Source organism: Paraglaciecola sp. L1A13, assembly GCF_009796745.1.
Lineage (GTDB): Bacteria > Pseudomonadota > Gammaproteobacteria > Enterobacterales > Alteromonadaceae > Paraglaciecola.
This window is the reverse complement of the sequence record NZ_CP047024.1, coordinates 3,618,639-3,633,483: the sequence shown is the minus strand read 5'-3', so window position 1 is coordinate 3,633,483 and position 14,845 is coordinate 3,618,639. Positions and strand designations below refer to the sequence as shown.

The following is a 14,845-nucleotide window of genomic DNA, read 5'->3' as shown; positions in this document are numbered from 1 at the left end:
TCATTTAGCCCAAATGTATTAATGGGTGTGACCACATCCTTCACCTGTGTGAGGATGACCGTGGGATATTTCTTCCTCTGTTGCTTCACGTACTTCTAAAATTTCGACATCAAATGTTAATGTCAAACCTGATAAAGGATGGTTACCATCTACGACAACGGTCTCATCATCAACGTCGAGAATCATTACCGACTGCTCACCTTCGTCGGTAGTTGCTCTGAATGTCATACCTGGTTCAATTTCCATACCTTCGAACATTGAGCGCGGTACCTCTTGTACCAAAGTATCAAGGCGTTCTCCGTATGCTTGCTCTGGTTCAACGTCGATAATGAATTTCTCACCAACCTGTTTGCCTTCCAAGTGGTCTTCTAATCCTTGAATTAGGTAGTGACTGCCTTGCAAAAACACCATCGGCTCTGCTTCTTTTGACGAGTCAATTTGTGTGCCGTCAGGAGCACTTACGGTGAAATGCATGGTAACGACTGTGTTGGTGGTTATATTCATAAGGTATCCATAACTATTGGTGGCGGGTACATGAAATACTCGCCGATTAAAAATTTAGTATTAGCTTATTATTCTAATGAATATGGCAAGGATTGCACGGTAAAAACAGTTGCAGGCTGTTCTTTCAAGCGCATTTTTGAGTCAATTTCCGTGTCGTTTGCGACTACCGCTAGCAACCAAGTCTCTTTATTTAAGTTCGCAGCACGCAGCACAGTGCCGCCTCTACGCCAATTATCACCTGCAGGTGCTTCAAGGATCTCGCCTGGGGTAACATTCACGCTTTGAGACGCTTTAAGTATAAAAGCTGCACGCTTGTTTTTCCCAAGAAACTTGGTACGTGCGACAACTTCTTGTCCCATGTAGCAACCTTTACTAAAGTTAATCCCATCAATCGCCTGAAGGTTCATCATCTGCGGCACGAATTCATTGCTGGTGGCGGTATTGAGTTGCGCTATCCCAGCTTGAATATCAAGCACTTCCCAGAGCTTACTGCTTAACAAGGGTAAGTTTGGGTGATCCGCAAGTTTCGCTTGGCCCTTTGCAGTCAGAACTAGCATAAACCTTGGCTCAGGGGAACTTAATGCCATGACCACGCCGTTCTCATTACTAAAAGTTTGCTGCTGTTCAAATGGAACATCAGCAAACAACTCACTGATAATGGTTTCTAACTGAGGTCCTCTACCACCAAAACATGCCCATTGCTGGGTGTCTTGTGAAAAATCCACCTTGGCAAACACTCCGTACTTTTTAAGCTCAGGTAGTGATGTAGCAGCACTTTCTTTATGACTGATTAACAATACTGAATCATTGTGCTCTAAGGCGTAAAATATATTCCACGCTTTACCCTTAAAATCACAGTGGCAGCCTAGAAGAGCTTCATGAGCTGTGAGCTTGGACATATCAGCAGTCACTTGGCCTTGTAAGTACTTAATGCGTTCTTCACCGCTTACGTTCAAGACATTTAAGTCATCTAATCGGCAAATAAAGTCAGCGGGGATATCATCCGCAAAATCGATAGGATCTATCACAGGTTATCATCTCTTTTACAAAGCTTAATTGTTCAATAATATGTGGCTTAACTATTAATAAGCAAGGGTAATTATTGATAAAACAATCGTACGATGTCCACTATGGATAAGGTGTCTAGTGATAAATTTATGGTAAACTGATAAAGAATTTTCATAATAGGATAATCCATGTTTACCAAACAAAGATATGCGCGCTTGAAATGGGCTTGTCGGCGCGGAATGTTAGAATTAGATGTTATCTTTATGCCGTTCGTTGACGAAGGCTTTAATGACTTATCTGAAGCAGATAAAGTAATTTTTGAGAGTCTGTTAACATCTGATGATCCAGACTTATATGCTTGGTTAATGGGGCATCAGCCTTGTCATAATGCTGATTACAAGCGCTTAATCGATCATATTCTTAGTCGTGTCAAAGTATAGAATTGAAATAAAACCTTCGCGATTACAGACCAAATTGTTCTGCGTCGTATATGGCTTCATGGTTGCCAGCGTTTTTGTGTGGCAGCCAAACGTTTTAACCTATCAAAAACTCTGGCAAGGTATTACGGTCTTCTTAATCACGATTTACTTTCTCAGACGATGGCGAGACCGAGAAAGTAGAGATATTATTGTGCAGGTTAGTTATTTAGGTGAATGGAATTATCTTGATCAGAGACTCGACGCTAATTGGTGGATCGGTGAACAATCCAAAATGCTAGGTGGCTTGTTATTGATCCAGCTTATCCCTTTTTTACAGCGCCATCAGCAAAAAGCTGACTTATCGGCGCATTGGTGCTGGGTATTTCGAGATCGAGTGAGCGAACAAGATTATCGTCGTTTATGCCGTTGTATTTTGGCGAGTCAGCAACGACAAGAAAAATTAGAAACGCATGCTAAATTATAAATATCGGGTCAGAAAGTACATATTGCTCATTACACTAAATTGGCACTGCGATAGCTTTTTATGACGTTATTGACCAAGCTGCCAAGCGCAGGACGTTTACTGATGCAAGCAGCGTTTAAACGAGAAAATCGGCCTCTTATTGACGCTAACATCGCAACTCTTCCAGCAACGATATTAAAATACGCTGCGCCTAGTATTGAAAAAAAGCAATTCAATAAATTTCATCAAGTAACGAATTGGCAAGGGCACGCTTTACATCCCTGTTACTTGCATGTAATGAGTTTTCCTTTACATCTAATGTTAATGCTGCAAAAAAAATTCCCTTTTTCCCTATTAGGACTCGTACACATTGCCAACGAAATTACGCAATATAGACCTATATATGCTGATGAAGCGTGTGTTTTCAGTTGTTACTTTAGGGATATAACGCCTCACTCTAAAGGGATTGTGTTTTCAATCATTACCGAGATCAGGATCAACGGTGAGCTGTGTTGGTCGTCTGAGAGTGCTAATTTATATCGCAGCGCTGCATATTCGCCTGCTCAAGACAGCACGGGTGACACACAAAAGCGAAGCGTAACGAATAATCAAGAGCATAAAGGGCTCGATTCACAACATGATCCATTGCAGCAGCGGGGGCGTGACAACAGACAGACTTGGAAATTAGGCAGAGATTTAGGACGACGGTATGCCCGGGCATCTGGAGATTACAATCCAATCCATTTAGCAAAATTGAGTGCACAATTATTTGGTTTTAAACAAGCTATTGCCCATGGTATGTGGTCAAAATCCCGTTGCATTTCTGCGCTTGAGCAACTGACACCAGAGCCATTTAAAAAAGGCTTCACAACAAACGTACAATTTATTAAACCGATATTACTACCCAATAAACTGTGTTTTTCCGCATCGTGGAATGAAAATCTGGCGATTGAAAAGATAAAGGTAGATGCACATCACGTTAAATTCTCTCTTGATAGCGAAAAGGGTAACACTCCCCATCTAAATGGGGAGTTGATGGCTATTTAGTGATTTTTCCAGGAATAACTGATGGACTAGGGTTCTCGAGCAAGTCGGGATAATCCAAATTATAATGCAGGCCTCTACTCTCTTTACGTTGCTGGGCGCACTTAACGATTAGTTCTGCTACGGTTAGCAAGTTACGCAGTTCCAAAAGATTGTTACTGACTTTAAAATACGAATAGTACTCATCAACTTCTTGCTTTAATAATTCAATACGGTGCTGAGCCCGGGCCAAGCGCTTGTTGGTACGCACAATACCGACGTAATCCCACATGAAAAGACGTAACTCATGCCAGTTATGTTGAATTATGACTTCTTCATCTGAATCGCCAACTTGAGATTCATCCCAAGGCTGAATATCTTCAATTGAATCTTTTTCAGTAATACGCTGAATAATATTTTCAGCTGCTGAATGAGCGAAAACTATACATTCAAGCAGCGAGTTGCTGGCCATCCTATTTGCGCCATGTAGACCGGTGTAAGCTACTTCGCCTAAGGCATATAGGTTGTCTAGGTCGGTCTTTGCGTTAAGATCAGTGACTACACCACCACAGCTGTAGTGCGCTGCGGGTACAACTGGGATGGGTTGACGAGTAATGTCTATTCCTAAAGCACGACATTTACGATAGATATTGGGAAAATGCTTTTTAATGAAGTCAGCTGGTTTGTGGCTGATGTCTAAATACATACAGTCGGCACCTAGGCGTTTCATCTCGAAGTCGATGGCGCGAGCGACAATGTCTCTGGGGGCTAAATCACCACGCTCATCAAATTTTTGCATAAAAGGGGTGCCATCGGCATGGCACAAAAATGCTCCTTCACCTCGTAGCGCTTCGCTTATAAGGAAATTACGTGCTTCAGGGTGAAACAAACATGTTGGATGAAATTGGTTAAATTCCATATTTGCCACGCTGCAACCTGCTCGCCACGCCATTGCGATACCATCGCCACTGGATACATCGGGATTTGAAGTGTATTGATAGACCTTACTCGCGCCACCGGTCGCTAAAGCCGTAAATTTGCTACGTATAACTTCAACATGTTCGTGTTTACGATTCCAAACATAGGCACCTAGTAATTGATTAGGGGAATCTTTACTTTTAATCAGGTCGACGGCGTTATAGCGCTCGAAAATGTGAATATTTGGATGCTGCTTTACCGCTTCAATAAGTGTTACCTGAACGGCTTCGCCAGTCGCATCGGCTGCGTGCAGTATGCGCCTGTGACTATGACCACCTTCTCTGGTTAAGTGATAGCGCTGCTCACCGCCAGCACTATCGGCCATTTGATCGAACGGCATACCGAAGTCTATAAGCCATTGCATGCAGGCTTTAGCGCGAGAAGCTGTAAAGTGTACAACTTGCTCATCACATAAACCTGCGCCGGCCATAAGCGTATCTTTAACGTGTGATTCGATAGAGTCGTCTTCATCAAAAACGGCCGCTATACCACCTTGCGCGTAACGGGTTGACCCTTCGGCTAAACTACTTTTACTTAGTACGATAATCTGGCAGTGCTCGGCGAGTTTCAATGCTAGGCTAAGGCCCGCAGCGCCGCTGCCTATAATTAGTACGTCACAACGATGTTCAACAGTGGAGTGCATAGGGTAAACTACACCAATAATGCTAATAGAGTGCAGCAATACTAATTAATGTTGTAAGAAATACAATGATATTAATGGCAAGATGCACCGCTTAGCGATATTTAGGGAAAATATTTCGAATTTATTTTGAAAATAATTCTTACAAAACGAACTTATTGCAAATGGCATGGTCAATTATAGTGCTTGCATGAGCCAGAATAGTATTTGTATCAGGAGTATTGGCTCGAATGAGCGAGCAGTTAACAGATCAGCAAATTGTTGAAAAAGTGCAACGCGGAGATAAAGACGCATTTGGATTGTTGGTAGTTAAGTACCAACACAAAGTGGCTTATTTAGTATCACGATATGTGAAGAACTCCGGTGACGTTGCTGACGTAGCACAAGAAGCATTTATTAAAGCTTACCGTGCATTACCTAATTTTAGGGGCGATAGTGCGTTTTATACATGGTTATACCGTATAGCCGTAAATAGCGCTAAAAATTATTTAGTCTCGCAAGGCAGAAAGCCCCCAGCGAGCGATGTAGATGCAGAAGATGCGGATTTTTATGATGGCAGTGATGCCCTTAAAGAAAATAATTCGCCAGAAAAGAATTTAATGTCGGTTCAAATGGAAAAACTACTGTTTGATACGATGGATAAGTTACCCGAAGATTTACGTATGGCAATCAGCCTACGAGAGTTAGAAGGGTTAAGTTACGAAGAAATTGCCAACGTGATGGATTGTCCAGTTGGGACTGTTCGTTCACGTATATTCAGAGCTCGAGAAGCATTGGATAAGGTCATTCAGCCTTTGTTGCAACGCTAGCGAAGGTTATAGCGGTGACGCATCGTCAAAATTTGAACGATGACGTTGCAGTTACCACAGTAATTTGAGATAGATTTTTATTTCAAGTGACAGTTTATTTAAGCGTATATTCAGGAAGCTTGTTATATGACGCAAAAAATTGAAAATTTATCTGCTCTAGTTGATGGTGAGTTGCATGATGAACAACTACTAGATGCTATAAAGAGTGATGCTGAGCTAGCTGACAAGTGGCAGAGTTATCACTTAATTCGTGATGGTCTTCGCAAAGAGATGGCACCGCAAATCAATTTCGATATTGCTGCAAACGTCGCAGCTGCATTGGAGTCTGAGCCCGCTATTCTCGCTCCGAAAAAATCATGGCGTGATCTACCATTGATTGGTTCTGTGGTACCCTTTGCTAAGCAAGGCGGACAAATGGCTGTTGCTGCTTCGGTAGCAGTAGCGATGATTATTGGTGTGCAGCAATTTAATCAACCTGAAGTTGAGCAACCGTTTAATTCAGCTCCAGCGTTGTTAGGTATACAAGGTGGGTTATCACCCGTTAGCTTAGAGCAAACGCGTACATTACCAAGAGCTGATGCATCTGAACAACGTAGAGTCATTAACGCTTACTTAAACGACCATAAGCAGCAGTTACGTTTTAAAGCCGCACCGGATAAAGATGAATCTGAAGTAGAGTTATATGAGACTGAACAGTCAAGCAACGTTGAAAACATTCCGCAAAGATAGATCCTCAAAATTCATTAGGCAGATTTCGCTTGTCTGCCTAACGTTTTTATCCTTCAGTAGTATTGGGCAATCTGATGATAGTGCCCAAGCTAATATTAATGTCCAAGCTGATATTAATATCCAAAAGAATATTTCTGTTAATACACCGCCGGATTCATATACCCAGCAGATTAAAGCATTTCCCTCCGATAGTGCTCACGGTTGGCTTGAAAAAATGGCTTATGCACACCGTAATTTAAATTACAGTATTTCATTTGTGTTACTCAAACCTGGCGTGGACTCTCAGCCATACCTATGGCGTCATGGTGTCAGTGTGCAGGGTGTTAAAATGGAGCAGCTTAATTTGCTTAATGGGCCAGGTAGAGAAGTGGTGCGTATTGGCAATAAAGTCAGCTACTTTGAACCGAACGTTCCTCCCTATAGTTTGCAATCGAACGTTATTAATGGCCCTTTCCCCAGCGAGTTTTTTCAACAGCCTGATGAAATCAAGGCCAGTTATGATTTTGTCATGGTAGGCCGCAGCCGCGTATCAGGTAGAGCGGCACAACAAATTCGCATTGTTAGTAAAGACAAATCACGGTTTGGCATGAATGTTTGGCTTGATCAAGAAACAGGTTTAATGCTCAAAATGAATCTTGTGGATTTGAATGGGCAATTACTCGAACAAATACAAGTTACTGCGTGTCATGTGACAGAACAACCTGACGATTTTTTTGAAAAAATAGAACCTGCTATGCTTCCTGAAGTACTAGAGCTCAGGCCTCAAGTAGACACTAAACCCATATGGGATATCGCATATATGCCAGTGGGCATGATTGAGGTTAAACGTGATATCCATCGTCTGCCGATTACAGGTTTATCGGTTGAATATGTGATGCTAAGTGATGGTTTAGTTGATGTATCTATCTATATGCGAGAAAGCCAAAACGACGGTATTAATCAAGATATCCTTTTACGTCATGAGTCAGACACATTGTTAACCCTAAATCAGGGTAAACTTAACGTTACTGTGGTGGGTAAGCTTCCTCCAGAAACAGCTAATCATATTGCAAATTCAATTCACTTAGCGACACCTTAGTATGATTGAAGAAGTAGGAACGGTTGTTGAAGTTCGAAATAACCAAGGCCAGCAGTATATAAAAATTGCGACGCAAGTGAAGTCTACTTGTGGCAGTTGTCACGCTAAAGATAATTGCGGTACGGGTGTTATCGCTCGCGCGCTGGCAAATAAACGAGATGCGTTATGGTTACCTTGCCACGAAAGTGTATCGATTGGTCAGGACGTAAAGTTAGGCATTCCTGAAGCCATGCTATTGAGCGCGTCATTACTTGTTTATATGTTGCCTCTTTTATCCATGATAACAGCGGCCGTGGTGAGTTCCTTATTACTCGCTAATTTTTCGATCCATAGCGAAGGTTGGGTCATATTGTGTTCACTCTTGGCGGCGGTAGCTAGCTTTTTAGGCGTAAAACGTTATATCGCTCAGCATAGTAAAAGTCGATTCGAGCCCCACCTATTAGCCGTTTTACCTACCTTGAAAACCCAAGTAGATTGTATTGATGTGACGAACATCTAGGCTTAAATCATATTTCGTGCATTAATTATGCATATCTTCGGAGTTCTTTATCGCAAATTGGCTGATAAAATTGTAAAATCCGCGTCTAATTAATTTAATTTGTTCCCCTAATTTCCTTGAGCACATATCTGCTGCTTGCAAAATTACGCTTAGGGCAGGCAAAACGTACTAGGTACATTTCAAAAGTCTATGCAACACAAGCACATACGTAACTTCTCAATTATCGCCCACATTGACCACGGTAAATCGACACTTTCAGATCGATTAATCCAACACTGTGGTGGTTTAACAGAGCGAGAAATGTCAGCTCAGGTTCTTGATTCAATGGATATTGAACGCGAGCGAGGCATTACTATTAAAGCGCAGAGCGTAACGCTCAATTATAAAGCGAAAGATGGTGAAACCTATCAACTTAACTTTATCGATACGCCTGGGCATGTCGACTTTTCTTACGAAGTATCTCGCTCATTAGCCGCTTGCGAAGGCGCACTTTTGGTAGTTGATGCGGGTCAAGGCGTTGAAGCTCAAACCTTAGCAAATTGCTACACCGCCATCGATTTAAATATGGAAGTGGTGCCGATTTTGAATAAAATCGATTTACCTCAAGCTGAACCCGATCGTGTGGCTGAAGAAATCGAAGATATAGTTGGCATTGACGCCCTAGACGCAGTGCGCTGTTCGGCGAAAACCGGTGTGGGTATCGAAGATGTACTTGAAGTGATTGTACGTCAAATTCCGCCACCTGAAGGGGATATTGATGCGCCACTAAAAGCCCTGATTGTTGATTCTTGGTTTGATAACTATCAAGGTGTTGTGTCGTTGGTTCGTATTGTTCAAGGTGAATTGCGTAAAAACGACAAAATTAAAATCATGTCGACAGGTGTAATTCATCAAGCTGACAAAGTGGGTATATTTACCCCTAAAGCAACAGACACGGGTCGTTTACGTGCTGGTGAAGTAGGTTTTATTGTTGCCGGTATTAAGGAAATTCATGGTGCCCCAGTAGGTGATACTATTACGCTTGCACGCAACCCTGCAGACGTTGCTCTGCCAGGCTTTAAGAAAGTTAAACCGCAGGTTTACGCGGGGCTTTTCCCTATTAGTTCTGATGACTACGAAGATTTTCGCGATGCGCTAGCTAAACTTAGTTTAAATGATGCGTCGTTGTTTTATGAACCTGAAAGTTCTTCAGCACTCGGTTTTGGTTTCCGAATCGGATTCTTAGGCATGTTGCATATGGAAATCATTCAAGAACGTTTAGAGCGCGAATACGACTTAGATCTGATTACTACAGCGCCTACCGTGGTATACGAAGTTATCACCACTGACGGAGAAACCTTGTATGTAGATAACCCATCTAAATTACCTGCGGTAAATGCAATTGAAGAAATTCATGAACCTATCGTAGAAGCGCATATTCTTGTGCCGCAAGAATATTTAGGCAGTGTTATTACCTTATGTGTCGACAAACGCGGTGTGCAGACCAGTATGACTTACCACGGTAAGCAAGTTGCGGTGACCTATGAATTGCCTATGGCTGAAGTGGTTATGGACTTTTTCGATAGATTGAAGTCAACAAGCCGTGGTTTCGCATCACTTGATTACAATTTCAAACACTTCCAAACAGCAGAAATGTCTAGACTAGATATTCTGATCAACGGTGAACGTGTGGATGCACTGGCGATGATTACCCACAAGGATAACGCACAATCTCGTGGTCGAGAGTTAGTAGAAAAGTTACGGGAGTTAATTCCTCGGCAAATGTTTGATATCGCTATACAAGCTGCTATCGGTAACCAAATAGTGGCCCGAAGCACGATTAAACAATTGCGTAAAAACGTTATTGCAAAATGTTATGGCGGTGATGTAAGCCGTAAGAAGAAGCTTCTTCAGAAGCAAAAAGATGGTAAGAAGCGCATGAAGTCAGTCGGTAACGTTGAGCTTCCTCAAGAGGCGTTCCTTGCATTACTCAAGGTAGGTAAGTAAATGGCAAACTATTTTTCATTGTTCTTAGTTGTTCTGACAGTAGCATCAGGGCTTATTTGGTTAGCTGACTCGTTAATGTTTGCTCCAAAACGAAAAGAGCGCACTGTGATTGCCGAAGATGGCTCTAATGTAACAGGCGACCCTCAAGAGCAAACATTGCCATGGTTAGTGGATACTGCACAGCAAATATTTCCGGTTATCGCGTTTGTTTTGGTATTGCGCTCATTCTTGTACGAACCTTTTCAAATTCCTTCAGGCTCAATGATGCCTACTCTTTTGGTTGGGGATTTTATCTTAGTTGAAAAGTATGCGTATGGTGTGAAAGACCCTGTTTTTAGAAGCAAATTTTGGGATACCGGTGTGCCTGAACGTGGCGATGTCGCTGTTTTTAAATATCCTAAAAATCCTAGCCAAGATTATATTAAACGCGTTATTGGTTTACCGGGTGACACCGTTATATATCGTAATAAGCAGTTATTTATTAAGCCTGCGTGTGATACCAGTCAAAACTGTCCATCTATTGAGCCGGTAGAACTTAACTTTGTTGATCGCGGCGAAGCGTACCAAAACTTCGTTCCTCTTGAAAAGTATCAAGAGAAACTAGGGGAGGTCACCCATAACATATTCCGCCTACCGAATAATTTAAATCGTACGCAAGATTACTATCAACAGCCGGGTACCCAAGCTGACGAGTGGATCGTGCCTGAAGGTCAATATTTTATGATGGGCGATAACCGAGATAATAGTTTAGACGGTCGTTTTTGGGGCTTTGTACCTGATGATAACCTAGTCGGTAAGGCTGTCGCTATTTGGATCAGCTTTGAATTTGACCGTGTTCCCAGTAGCTGGATACCAGGCTGGATCCCAACTGATGTCAGGTTTAATCGAGTCGGTAGCATAATTTAGATGCAGTTGATTGATCCATACAAACCTTTATATACCAAACTTGGTTACACCTTTGCCGATCCGCAGAACTTAACGGTTGCGCTTACGCACAGAAGTGTCGGTTCGAACCATAATGAGCGTCTCGAATTTTTGGGGGATGCTGTACTCGGTTTAGTTATTGCAAAAGCACTTTTTGAACGATTCCCAAAACAGCCGGAAGGCAATTTAACGCGTATGCGTTCAAGCTTGGTTAAAGGCGATACCCTTGCTGAAGTGGCAAGAGAGTTTGCATTAGGCGATTTATTGTTACTCGGACCCGGTGAGCTCAAAAGTGGTGGTCATCGACGGGATTCGATTCTTGCTGATGCCGTTGAAGCTATTATCGGCGCAATTTATCAGGAAGTCGGAATGCAGGGCTGTGAACCACTTATTTTAGCTTGGTTTGCGAAACGTATTAATGCGCTTAATCCTGATGAGACACCCAAAGACCATAAAACGCGTCTTCAAGAATATTTACAAGGTCGACAACTTCCCTTACCGGATTATGAAGTGACCGACATTAGCGGCAAGTCCCACGATCAGACATTCACTGTGCAATGCACAGTTGCAGGGCTTAATAAGCCTGTTGTCGGCCGTGGAAAAAGTAGACGCCGGGCTGAACAGCTCACGGCAAAGCAAGCACTCGAGAATTTAAAAAATGTCTGATATCACTTATTGTGGAATGATTGCCATAGTTGGCCGTCCAAATGTAGGGAAATCCACCCTACTCAATGCTCTACTTGGGCAAAAAGTGAGTATCACCTCGCGTAAACCACAAACCACCCGTCATCGCATTATGGGTATCGACACCCACGAAAATCGTCAAGCCGTATACGTTGATACTCCAGGTTTACACATTGAAGAAAAGCGCGCGATTAACCGTTTTATGAACCGTGCCGCTTCTAGCTCGATTGCCGATGTGGGCTTGGTTCTATTTGTTGTTGAAGGGACCCGTTGGACCGATGATGACCAAATGGTATTAACGAAAATTAAGCAGAGTAATGTGGACTGCTGGTTGATTGTGAATAAGTCAGACAATGTAAAAGATAAAGAAATCTTGTTGCCACATTTAAAGTGGCTAGGTGAGCAACATGCATTTAATAAAATAATGCCTATCTCAGCAAAAAATGGCAAGAACGTTACCCAGTTACGCGATATGGTGAATGAAGTCTTACCTGAAAGTGAGTTCTACTTCCCAGAAGATTATATTACCGATCGTTCTAGCCGTTTTATGGCAGCTGAAATTATTCGCGAAAAGCTAATGCGTTTCACCGGTGATGAGTTGCCGTATTCAGTGACCGTCGAAATTGAACAGTTTATGTTGGCTGACAACGGTGTATATCGGATTAATGGCTTAATTTTAGTGGAACGCGATAGCCAAAAAAGTATGGTGATAGGCAAAGGTGGACAACGCCTGAAGACTATTGGTGCTGAAGCGCGAAAAGATATGGAACATTTGTTTGATACAAAAGTTTTTTTAGAGTTGTGGGTTAAAGTCAAATCGGGCTGGGCTGACGATGAACGTGCATTACGCAGTTTAGGATACGGCCAAGACAGCTAATTTTAGCCGTACTTGCTCGCGTCGTCATATTGATTAATCGTTATCTGTTTTGAAGGAGTAAATTATGCAGCCTTTGAGTCAAATCCGGCGCGAGTACAGCCAAGGTCATCTTACTGAAGATTCCTTATTGAAAGACCCTTTTGCACAGTTTTCTATTTGGATGAACGACGCTGTTGAAGCGGGCTTACCTGATCCTACCGCTATGGTTGTCGCGACAGTTGATAGCCGCGGACATCCATCTCAGCGTATCGTACTTTTAAAAGGGGTAGTTGATAATTGCTTCGTTTTTTATACCAACTTTGGTAGTCGTAAGGGACGTGAATTAGCTGAAAATCCAAATATATCGTTGCATTTCCCTTGGCATCCTCTTGAACGACAAGTTCTGGTGCGAGGATGTGCATCATTAGTGAGCAGAGAGGACGTGCAGCGCTATTTTTCATCTAGGCCATTGTCAAGCCAATTAGCGGCTTGGACGTCTAAGCAGAGCAAACCTATAGAAAGTCGTGATGCCTTATTGGCGCGATTTGAAGCAACAAAAATGAAATTTACGGATAATGAAATCCCCGCGCCAGAGTTTTGGGGAGGCTTTAAAGTCGAACCGCAAAATATTGAGTTTTGGCAAGGAGGCGAGCATCGCTTACATGATCGTTTTGCTTTTAGTCGTAATGAAAGCGAAGGTTGGTCCATTCAACGTTTAATGCCTTAGCTGCTCTACACCGTGATTGATAGCCATTGTCACTTAGATTTTAGCGTTTTTGATGATGATCGAGCGCAGGTGCTAGCTAAGTGTGATGAGCTTGGGGTAAAGCATATTGTACTCCCCGGTACCCAAGCCCATACTTGGAAAAATTTAATTGCATTATGTGGCCAATATAACCAGCTAAAATTTGCCTTAGGTATTCACCCTTATTTTCTTCTAGACTTCGATAACGCCGATCTTCGTTTACTCGATGACAACCTAAGTGACCAAAAAGGTGTCGCTGTCGCGGTAGGAGAAATTGGCTTGGATTACAGCCTATCGACCAGTGCTGATCTTCAAGAGCATGTTTTTCGCGAGCAACTACGAATTGCTCAAAAGCATCAACTCCCAGTGATTGTTCATCATCGACGCTCTCACAATGCGTTAATCCGCATCTTAAAACAGCTCAAATTTAGCAACGCAGGTATTGTTCATGCTTTCTCCGGCAGTTTATATGAAGCCCAGACCTATATTGGATTAGGTTTTAAGTTAGGGGTTGGCGGTACGATTACTTATCCTCGCGCACAAAAAACACGCAAAGTGCTAAGCCAAGTGCCACTTTCTAGTCTAGTGCTGGAAACTGATGCCCCAGACATGCCAATTAACAATAAGCAAGATGAGCGTAATAGCCCAAGTTATTTGCCGTTAATTTTGCATGAGCTGCAGTCGCTACGCCCTGAATGTGCCAGTGAAATACAACAGGCCTGTTGGCGCAACACGTTAGATATTTTACCGAATATATTAAATACTAGGGCGCGTTAACGTGTGGTCGGTTCAGTTTTTTGAGCGTTTATTGGTTTATCACGGGAGTGTACGTAGTGGCGATAACGCACTTTATAGAAAATTCTAGTCAACAGTAATGCGGCTAAAGCAGCCAATAATCCCAATACTTGGGTTTGTTTACGTAGTTGAGCTTGATAAGCGCTGTGCAGCGCCATCACACTTTTCTCATTGAGTAATAGGCGCACATAGCCGTATATTTGTTTATCAACTCGAATATCTTGCACAAACACCAGCGGAACTGAATACTGATCGTTATGATATTGTTCGACAATAGTATCCAAACTGCCTTGTTGATCTAATTGTTGACCGTACTGATCATAAACGGCTGCTCCTTCAACATGGGGATCGTTAAGCATTATATCGAGTACTTGGGTAATACGTTGTTCATCTTTATCTATTATGGGTTGCGCAAGGATTTTACTGGCAATTAAGCTAAGACTATTGCCCAATTGGGTACTTTGCTTGTTTCGCCAATTCTGTGCTGTATCGTTATCCACAAACCAAAGGTTCACAAATAACAACACCATCACAATAACGATAATGAGGTTTAAAATGCGTTTAAATATTGAGTAGCGACTATGTATATGTAAGTCGACTGTATGTAATAGGGATTTTGCCATGCTCATAGCGCAAGACAATAAGGTAACAGGGCAGTTTTGCCAAGAAATTTCGCTCAGCTATAAGCAAAAAGCGCATGTTCTG

The 14,845-nt window shown here is 42.4% G+C and carries 17 protein-coding genes; 13 read left to right on the top strand and 4 right to left on the bottom strand.

Annotation, left to right across the window (positions count from 1 at the left end):
• Positions 1 to 18: 18 nt before the first annotated feature.
• Entirely contained in the window at positions 19 to 504 is a 486-nt protein-coding gene (locus GQR89_RS15375) for a peptidylprolyl isomerase (RefSeq protein WP_158770851.1), read from the bottom strand.
• 68 nt (positions 505 to 572) lie between these two features.
• A complete protein-coding gene (ygfZ, locus tag GQR89_RS15370; protein WP_158770850.1) occupies positions 573 to 1,532 on the bottom strand; it encodes a tRNA-modifying protein YgfZ in 960 nt (319 codons plus the stop codon).
• Positions 1,533 to 1,700: 168 nt separating this feature from the next.
• On the opposite strand from ygfZ, the gene GQR89_RS15365 reads away from it, so the two are divergent.
• Genes GQR89_RS15365 through GQR89_RS15355 form a run of 3 tightly spaced genes read left to right on the top strand, consistent with a single transcriptional unit; the run spans position 1,701 to position 3,441 of the window.
• On the top strand, positions 1,701 to 1,952 hold the full coding sequence (locus GQR89_RS15365; protein WP_158770849.1) for a succinate dehydrogenase assembly factor 2: 252 nt from the start codon (positions 1,701 to 1,703) through the stop codon (positions 1,950 to 1,952).
• Positions 1,939 to 2,415, top strand: coding sequence for a protein YgfX (locus GQR89_RS21570; protein ID WP_370460951.1), 477 nt, complete (start codon positions 1,939 to 1,941; stop codon positions 2,413 to 2,415). The genes GQR89_RS15365 and GQR89_RS21570 overlap by 14 nt, the downstream gene beginning before the upstream one ends.
• 60 nt (positions 2,416 to 2,475) lie before the next feature.
• Positions 2,476 to 3,441, top strand: a complete 966-nt coding sequence (locus GQR89_RS15355) for a MaoC/PaaZ C-terminal domain-containing protein (protein WP_158770848.1) — start codon at positions 2,476 to 2,478, stop codon at positions 3,439 to 3,441.
• Here GQR89_RS15355 and nadB read toward each other — a convergent pair.
• Positions 3,434 to 5,038: an L-aspartate oxidase gene (nadB, locus tag GQR89_RS15350; RefSeq protein WP_158770847.1), complete on the bottom strand. Its 1,605-nt coding sequence runs from the start codon at positions 5,036 to 5,038 to the stop codon at positions 3,434 to 3,436. The two genes, GQR89_RS15355 and nadB, sit on opposite strands and share 8 nt — an antisense overlap.
• A 227-nt stretch (positions 5,039 to 5,265) precedes the next feature.
• Between nadB and rpoE the strand changes: the two genes are divergently transcribed.
• The 10 genes from rpoE to GQR89_RS15300 all read left to right on the top strand — a co-directional run bounded on the left by rpoE (position 5,266) and on the right by GQR89_RS15300 (position 14,122).
• Positions 5,266 to 5,844: an RNA polymerase sigma factor RpoE gene (gene rpoE / locus GQR89_RS15345; protein ID WP_158770846.1), complete on the top strand. Its 579-nt coding sequence runs from the start codon at positions 5,266 to 5,268 to the stop codon at positions 5,842 to 5,844.
• A 126-nt stretch (positions 5,845 to 5,970) separates the two neighbouring features.
• Positions 5,971 to 6,573 (top strand): sigma-E factor negative regulatory protein, encoded by a 603-nt coding sequence (locus tag GQR89_RS15340; RefSeq protein WP_158770845.1) that lies wholly within the window; start codon positions 5,971 to 5,973, stop codon positions 6,571 to 6,573.
• Positions 6,527 to 7,651, top strand: coding sequence for a MucB/RseB C-terminal domain-containing protein (locus GQR89_RS15335; RefSeq protein ID WP_233268982.1), 1,125 nt, complete (start codon positions 6,527 to 6,529; stop codon positions 7,649 to 7,651). The genes GQR89_RS15340 and GQR89_RS15335 overlap by 47 nt, the downstream gene beginning before the upstream one ends.
• A 1-nt stretch (position 7,652) precedes the next feature.
• A complete protein-coding gene (locus GQR89_RS15330; RefSeq protein ID WP_158770844.1) occupies positions 7,653 to 8,150 on the top strand; it encodes a SoxR reducing system RseC family protein in 498 nt (165 codons plus the stop codon).
• Positions 8,151 to 8,339: 189 nt separating this feature from the next.
• Complete coding sequence (gene lepA / locus GQR89_RS15325; RefSeq protein WP_158770843.1) at positions 8,340 to 10,136, top strand: translation elongation factor 4; 1,797 nt, start codon at positions 8,340 to 8,342, stop codon at positions 10,134 to 10,136.
• The gene (gene lepB / locus GQR89_RS15320) at positions 10,137 to 11,042 is read left to right on the top strand and encodes a signal peptidase I (protein ID WP_158770842.1); all 906 of its coding nucleotides are present in this window, start codon (positions 10,137 to 10,139) and stop codon (positions 11,040 to 11,042) included. It abuts the gene before it with no gap.
• Positions 11,043 to 11,726, top strand: a complete 684-nt coding sequence (rnc, locus tag GQR89_RS15315) for a ribonuclease III (protein ID WP_158770841.1) — start codon at positions 11,043 to 11,045, stop codon at positions 11,724 to 11,726.
• The gene (era, locus tag GQR89_RS15310; RefSeq protein WP_158770840.1) at positions 11,719 to 12,621 is read left to right on the top strand and encodes a GTPase Era; all 903 of its coding nucleotides are present in this window, start codon (positions 11,719 to 11,721) and stop codon (positions 12,619 to 12,621) included. The genes rnc and era overlap by 8 nt, the downstream gene beginning before the upstream one ends.
• Positions 12,622 to 12,685: 64 nt before the next feature.
• A complete protein-coding gene (pdxH, locus tag GQR89_RS15305; RefSeq protein ID WP_158770839.1) occupies positions 12,686 to 13,327 on the top strand; it encodes a pyridoxamine 5'-phosphate oxidase in 642 nt (213 codons plus the stop codon).
• Between the two features lie 12 nt (positions 13,328 to 13,339).
• Positions 13,340 to 14,122 carry a TatD family hydrolase gene (locus GQR89_RS15300; protein WP_158770838.1) on the top strand — a complete coding sequence of 261 codons (783 nt, stop codon included), beginning with the start codon at positions 13,340 to 13,342 and terminating at the stop codon, positions 14,120 to 14,122.
• Here GQR89_RS15300 and GQR89_RS15295 read toward each other — a convergent pair.
• Positions 14,119 to 14,763: an AhpA/YtjB family protein gene (locus tag GQR89_RS15295; protein WP_233268981.1), complete on the bottom strand. Its 645-nt coding sequence runs from the start codon at positions 14,761 to 14,763 to the stop codon at positions 14,119 to 14,121. The genes GQR89_RS15300 and GQR89_RS15295 overlap by 4 nt on opposite strands.
• Positions 14,764 to 14,845 lie beyond the last annotated feature (82 nt).

Coding starts and splice junctions, on each gene's coding strand:
- GQR89_RS15375 (WP_158770851.1), bottom strand. CDS start 504: ATGAATATAACCACCAACACAGTCGTTACCATGCATTTCACCGTAAGT.
- GQR89_RS15365 (WP_158770849.1), top strand. CDS start 1,701: ATGTTTACCAAACAAAGATATGCGCGCTTGAAATGGGCTTGTCGGCGC.
- GQR89_RS15355 (WP_158770848.1), top strand. CDS start 2,476: ATGACGTTATTGACCAAGCTGCCAAGCGCAGGACGTTTACTGATGCAA.
- nadB (WP_158770847.1), bottom strand. CDS start 5,038: ATGCACTCCACTGTTGAACATCGTTGTGACGTACTAATTATAGGCAGC.
- rpoE (WP_158770846.1), top strand. CDS start 5,266: ATGAGCGAGCAGTTAACAGATCAGCAAATTGTTGAAAAAGTGCAACGC.
- GQR89_RS15340 (WP_158770845.1), top strand. CDS start 5,971: ATGACGCAAAAAATTGAAAATTTATCTGCTCTAGTTGATGGTGAGTTG.
- GQR89_RS15335 (WP_233268982.1), top strand. CDS start 6,527: ATGAGACTGAACAGTCAAGCAACGTTGAAAACATTCCGCAAAGATAGA.
- GQR89_RS15330 (WP_158770844.1), top strand. CDS start 7,653: ATGATTGAAGAAGTAGGAACGGTTGTTGAAGTTCGAAATAACCAAGGC.
- lepA (WP_158770843.1), top strand. CDS start 8,340: ATGCAACACAAGCACATACGTAACTTCTCAATTATCGCCCACATTGAC.
- lepB (WP_158770842.1), top strand. CDS start 10,137: ATGGCAAACTATTTTTCATTGTTCTTAGTTGTTCTGACAGTAGCATCA.
- rnc (WP_158770841.1), top strand. CDS start 11,043: ATGCAGTTGATTGATCCATACAAACCTTTATATACCAAACTTGGTTAC.
- era (WP_158770840.1), top strand. CDS start 11,719: ATGTCTGATATCACTTATTGTGGAATGATTGCCATAGTTGGCCGTCCA.
- pdxH (WP_158770839.1), top strand. CDS start 12,686: ATGCAGCCTTTGAGTCAAATCCGGCGCGAGTACAGCCAAGGTCATCTT.
- GQR89_RS15295 (WP_233268981.1), bottom strand. CDS start 14,763: ATGGCAAAATCCCTATTACATACAGTCGACTTACATATACATAGTCGC.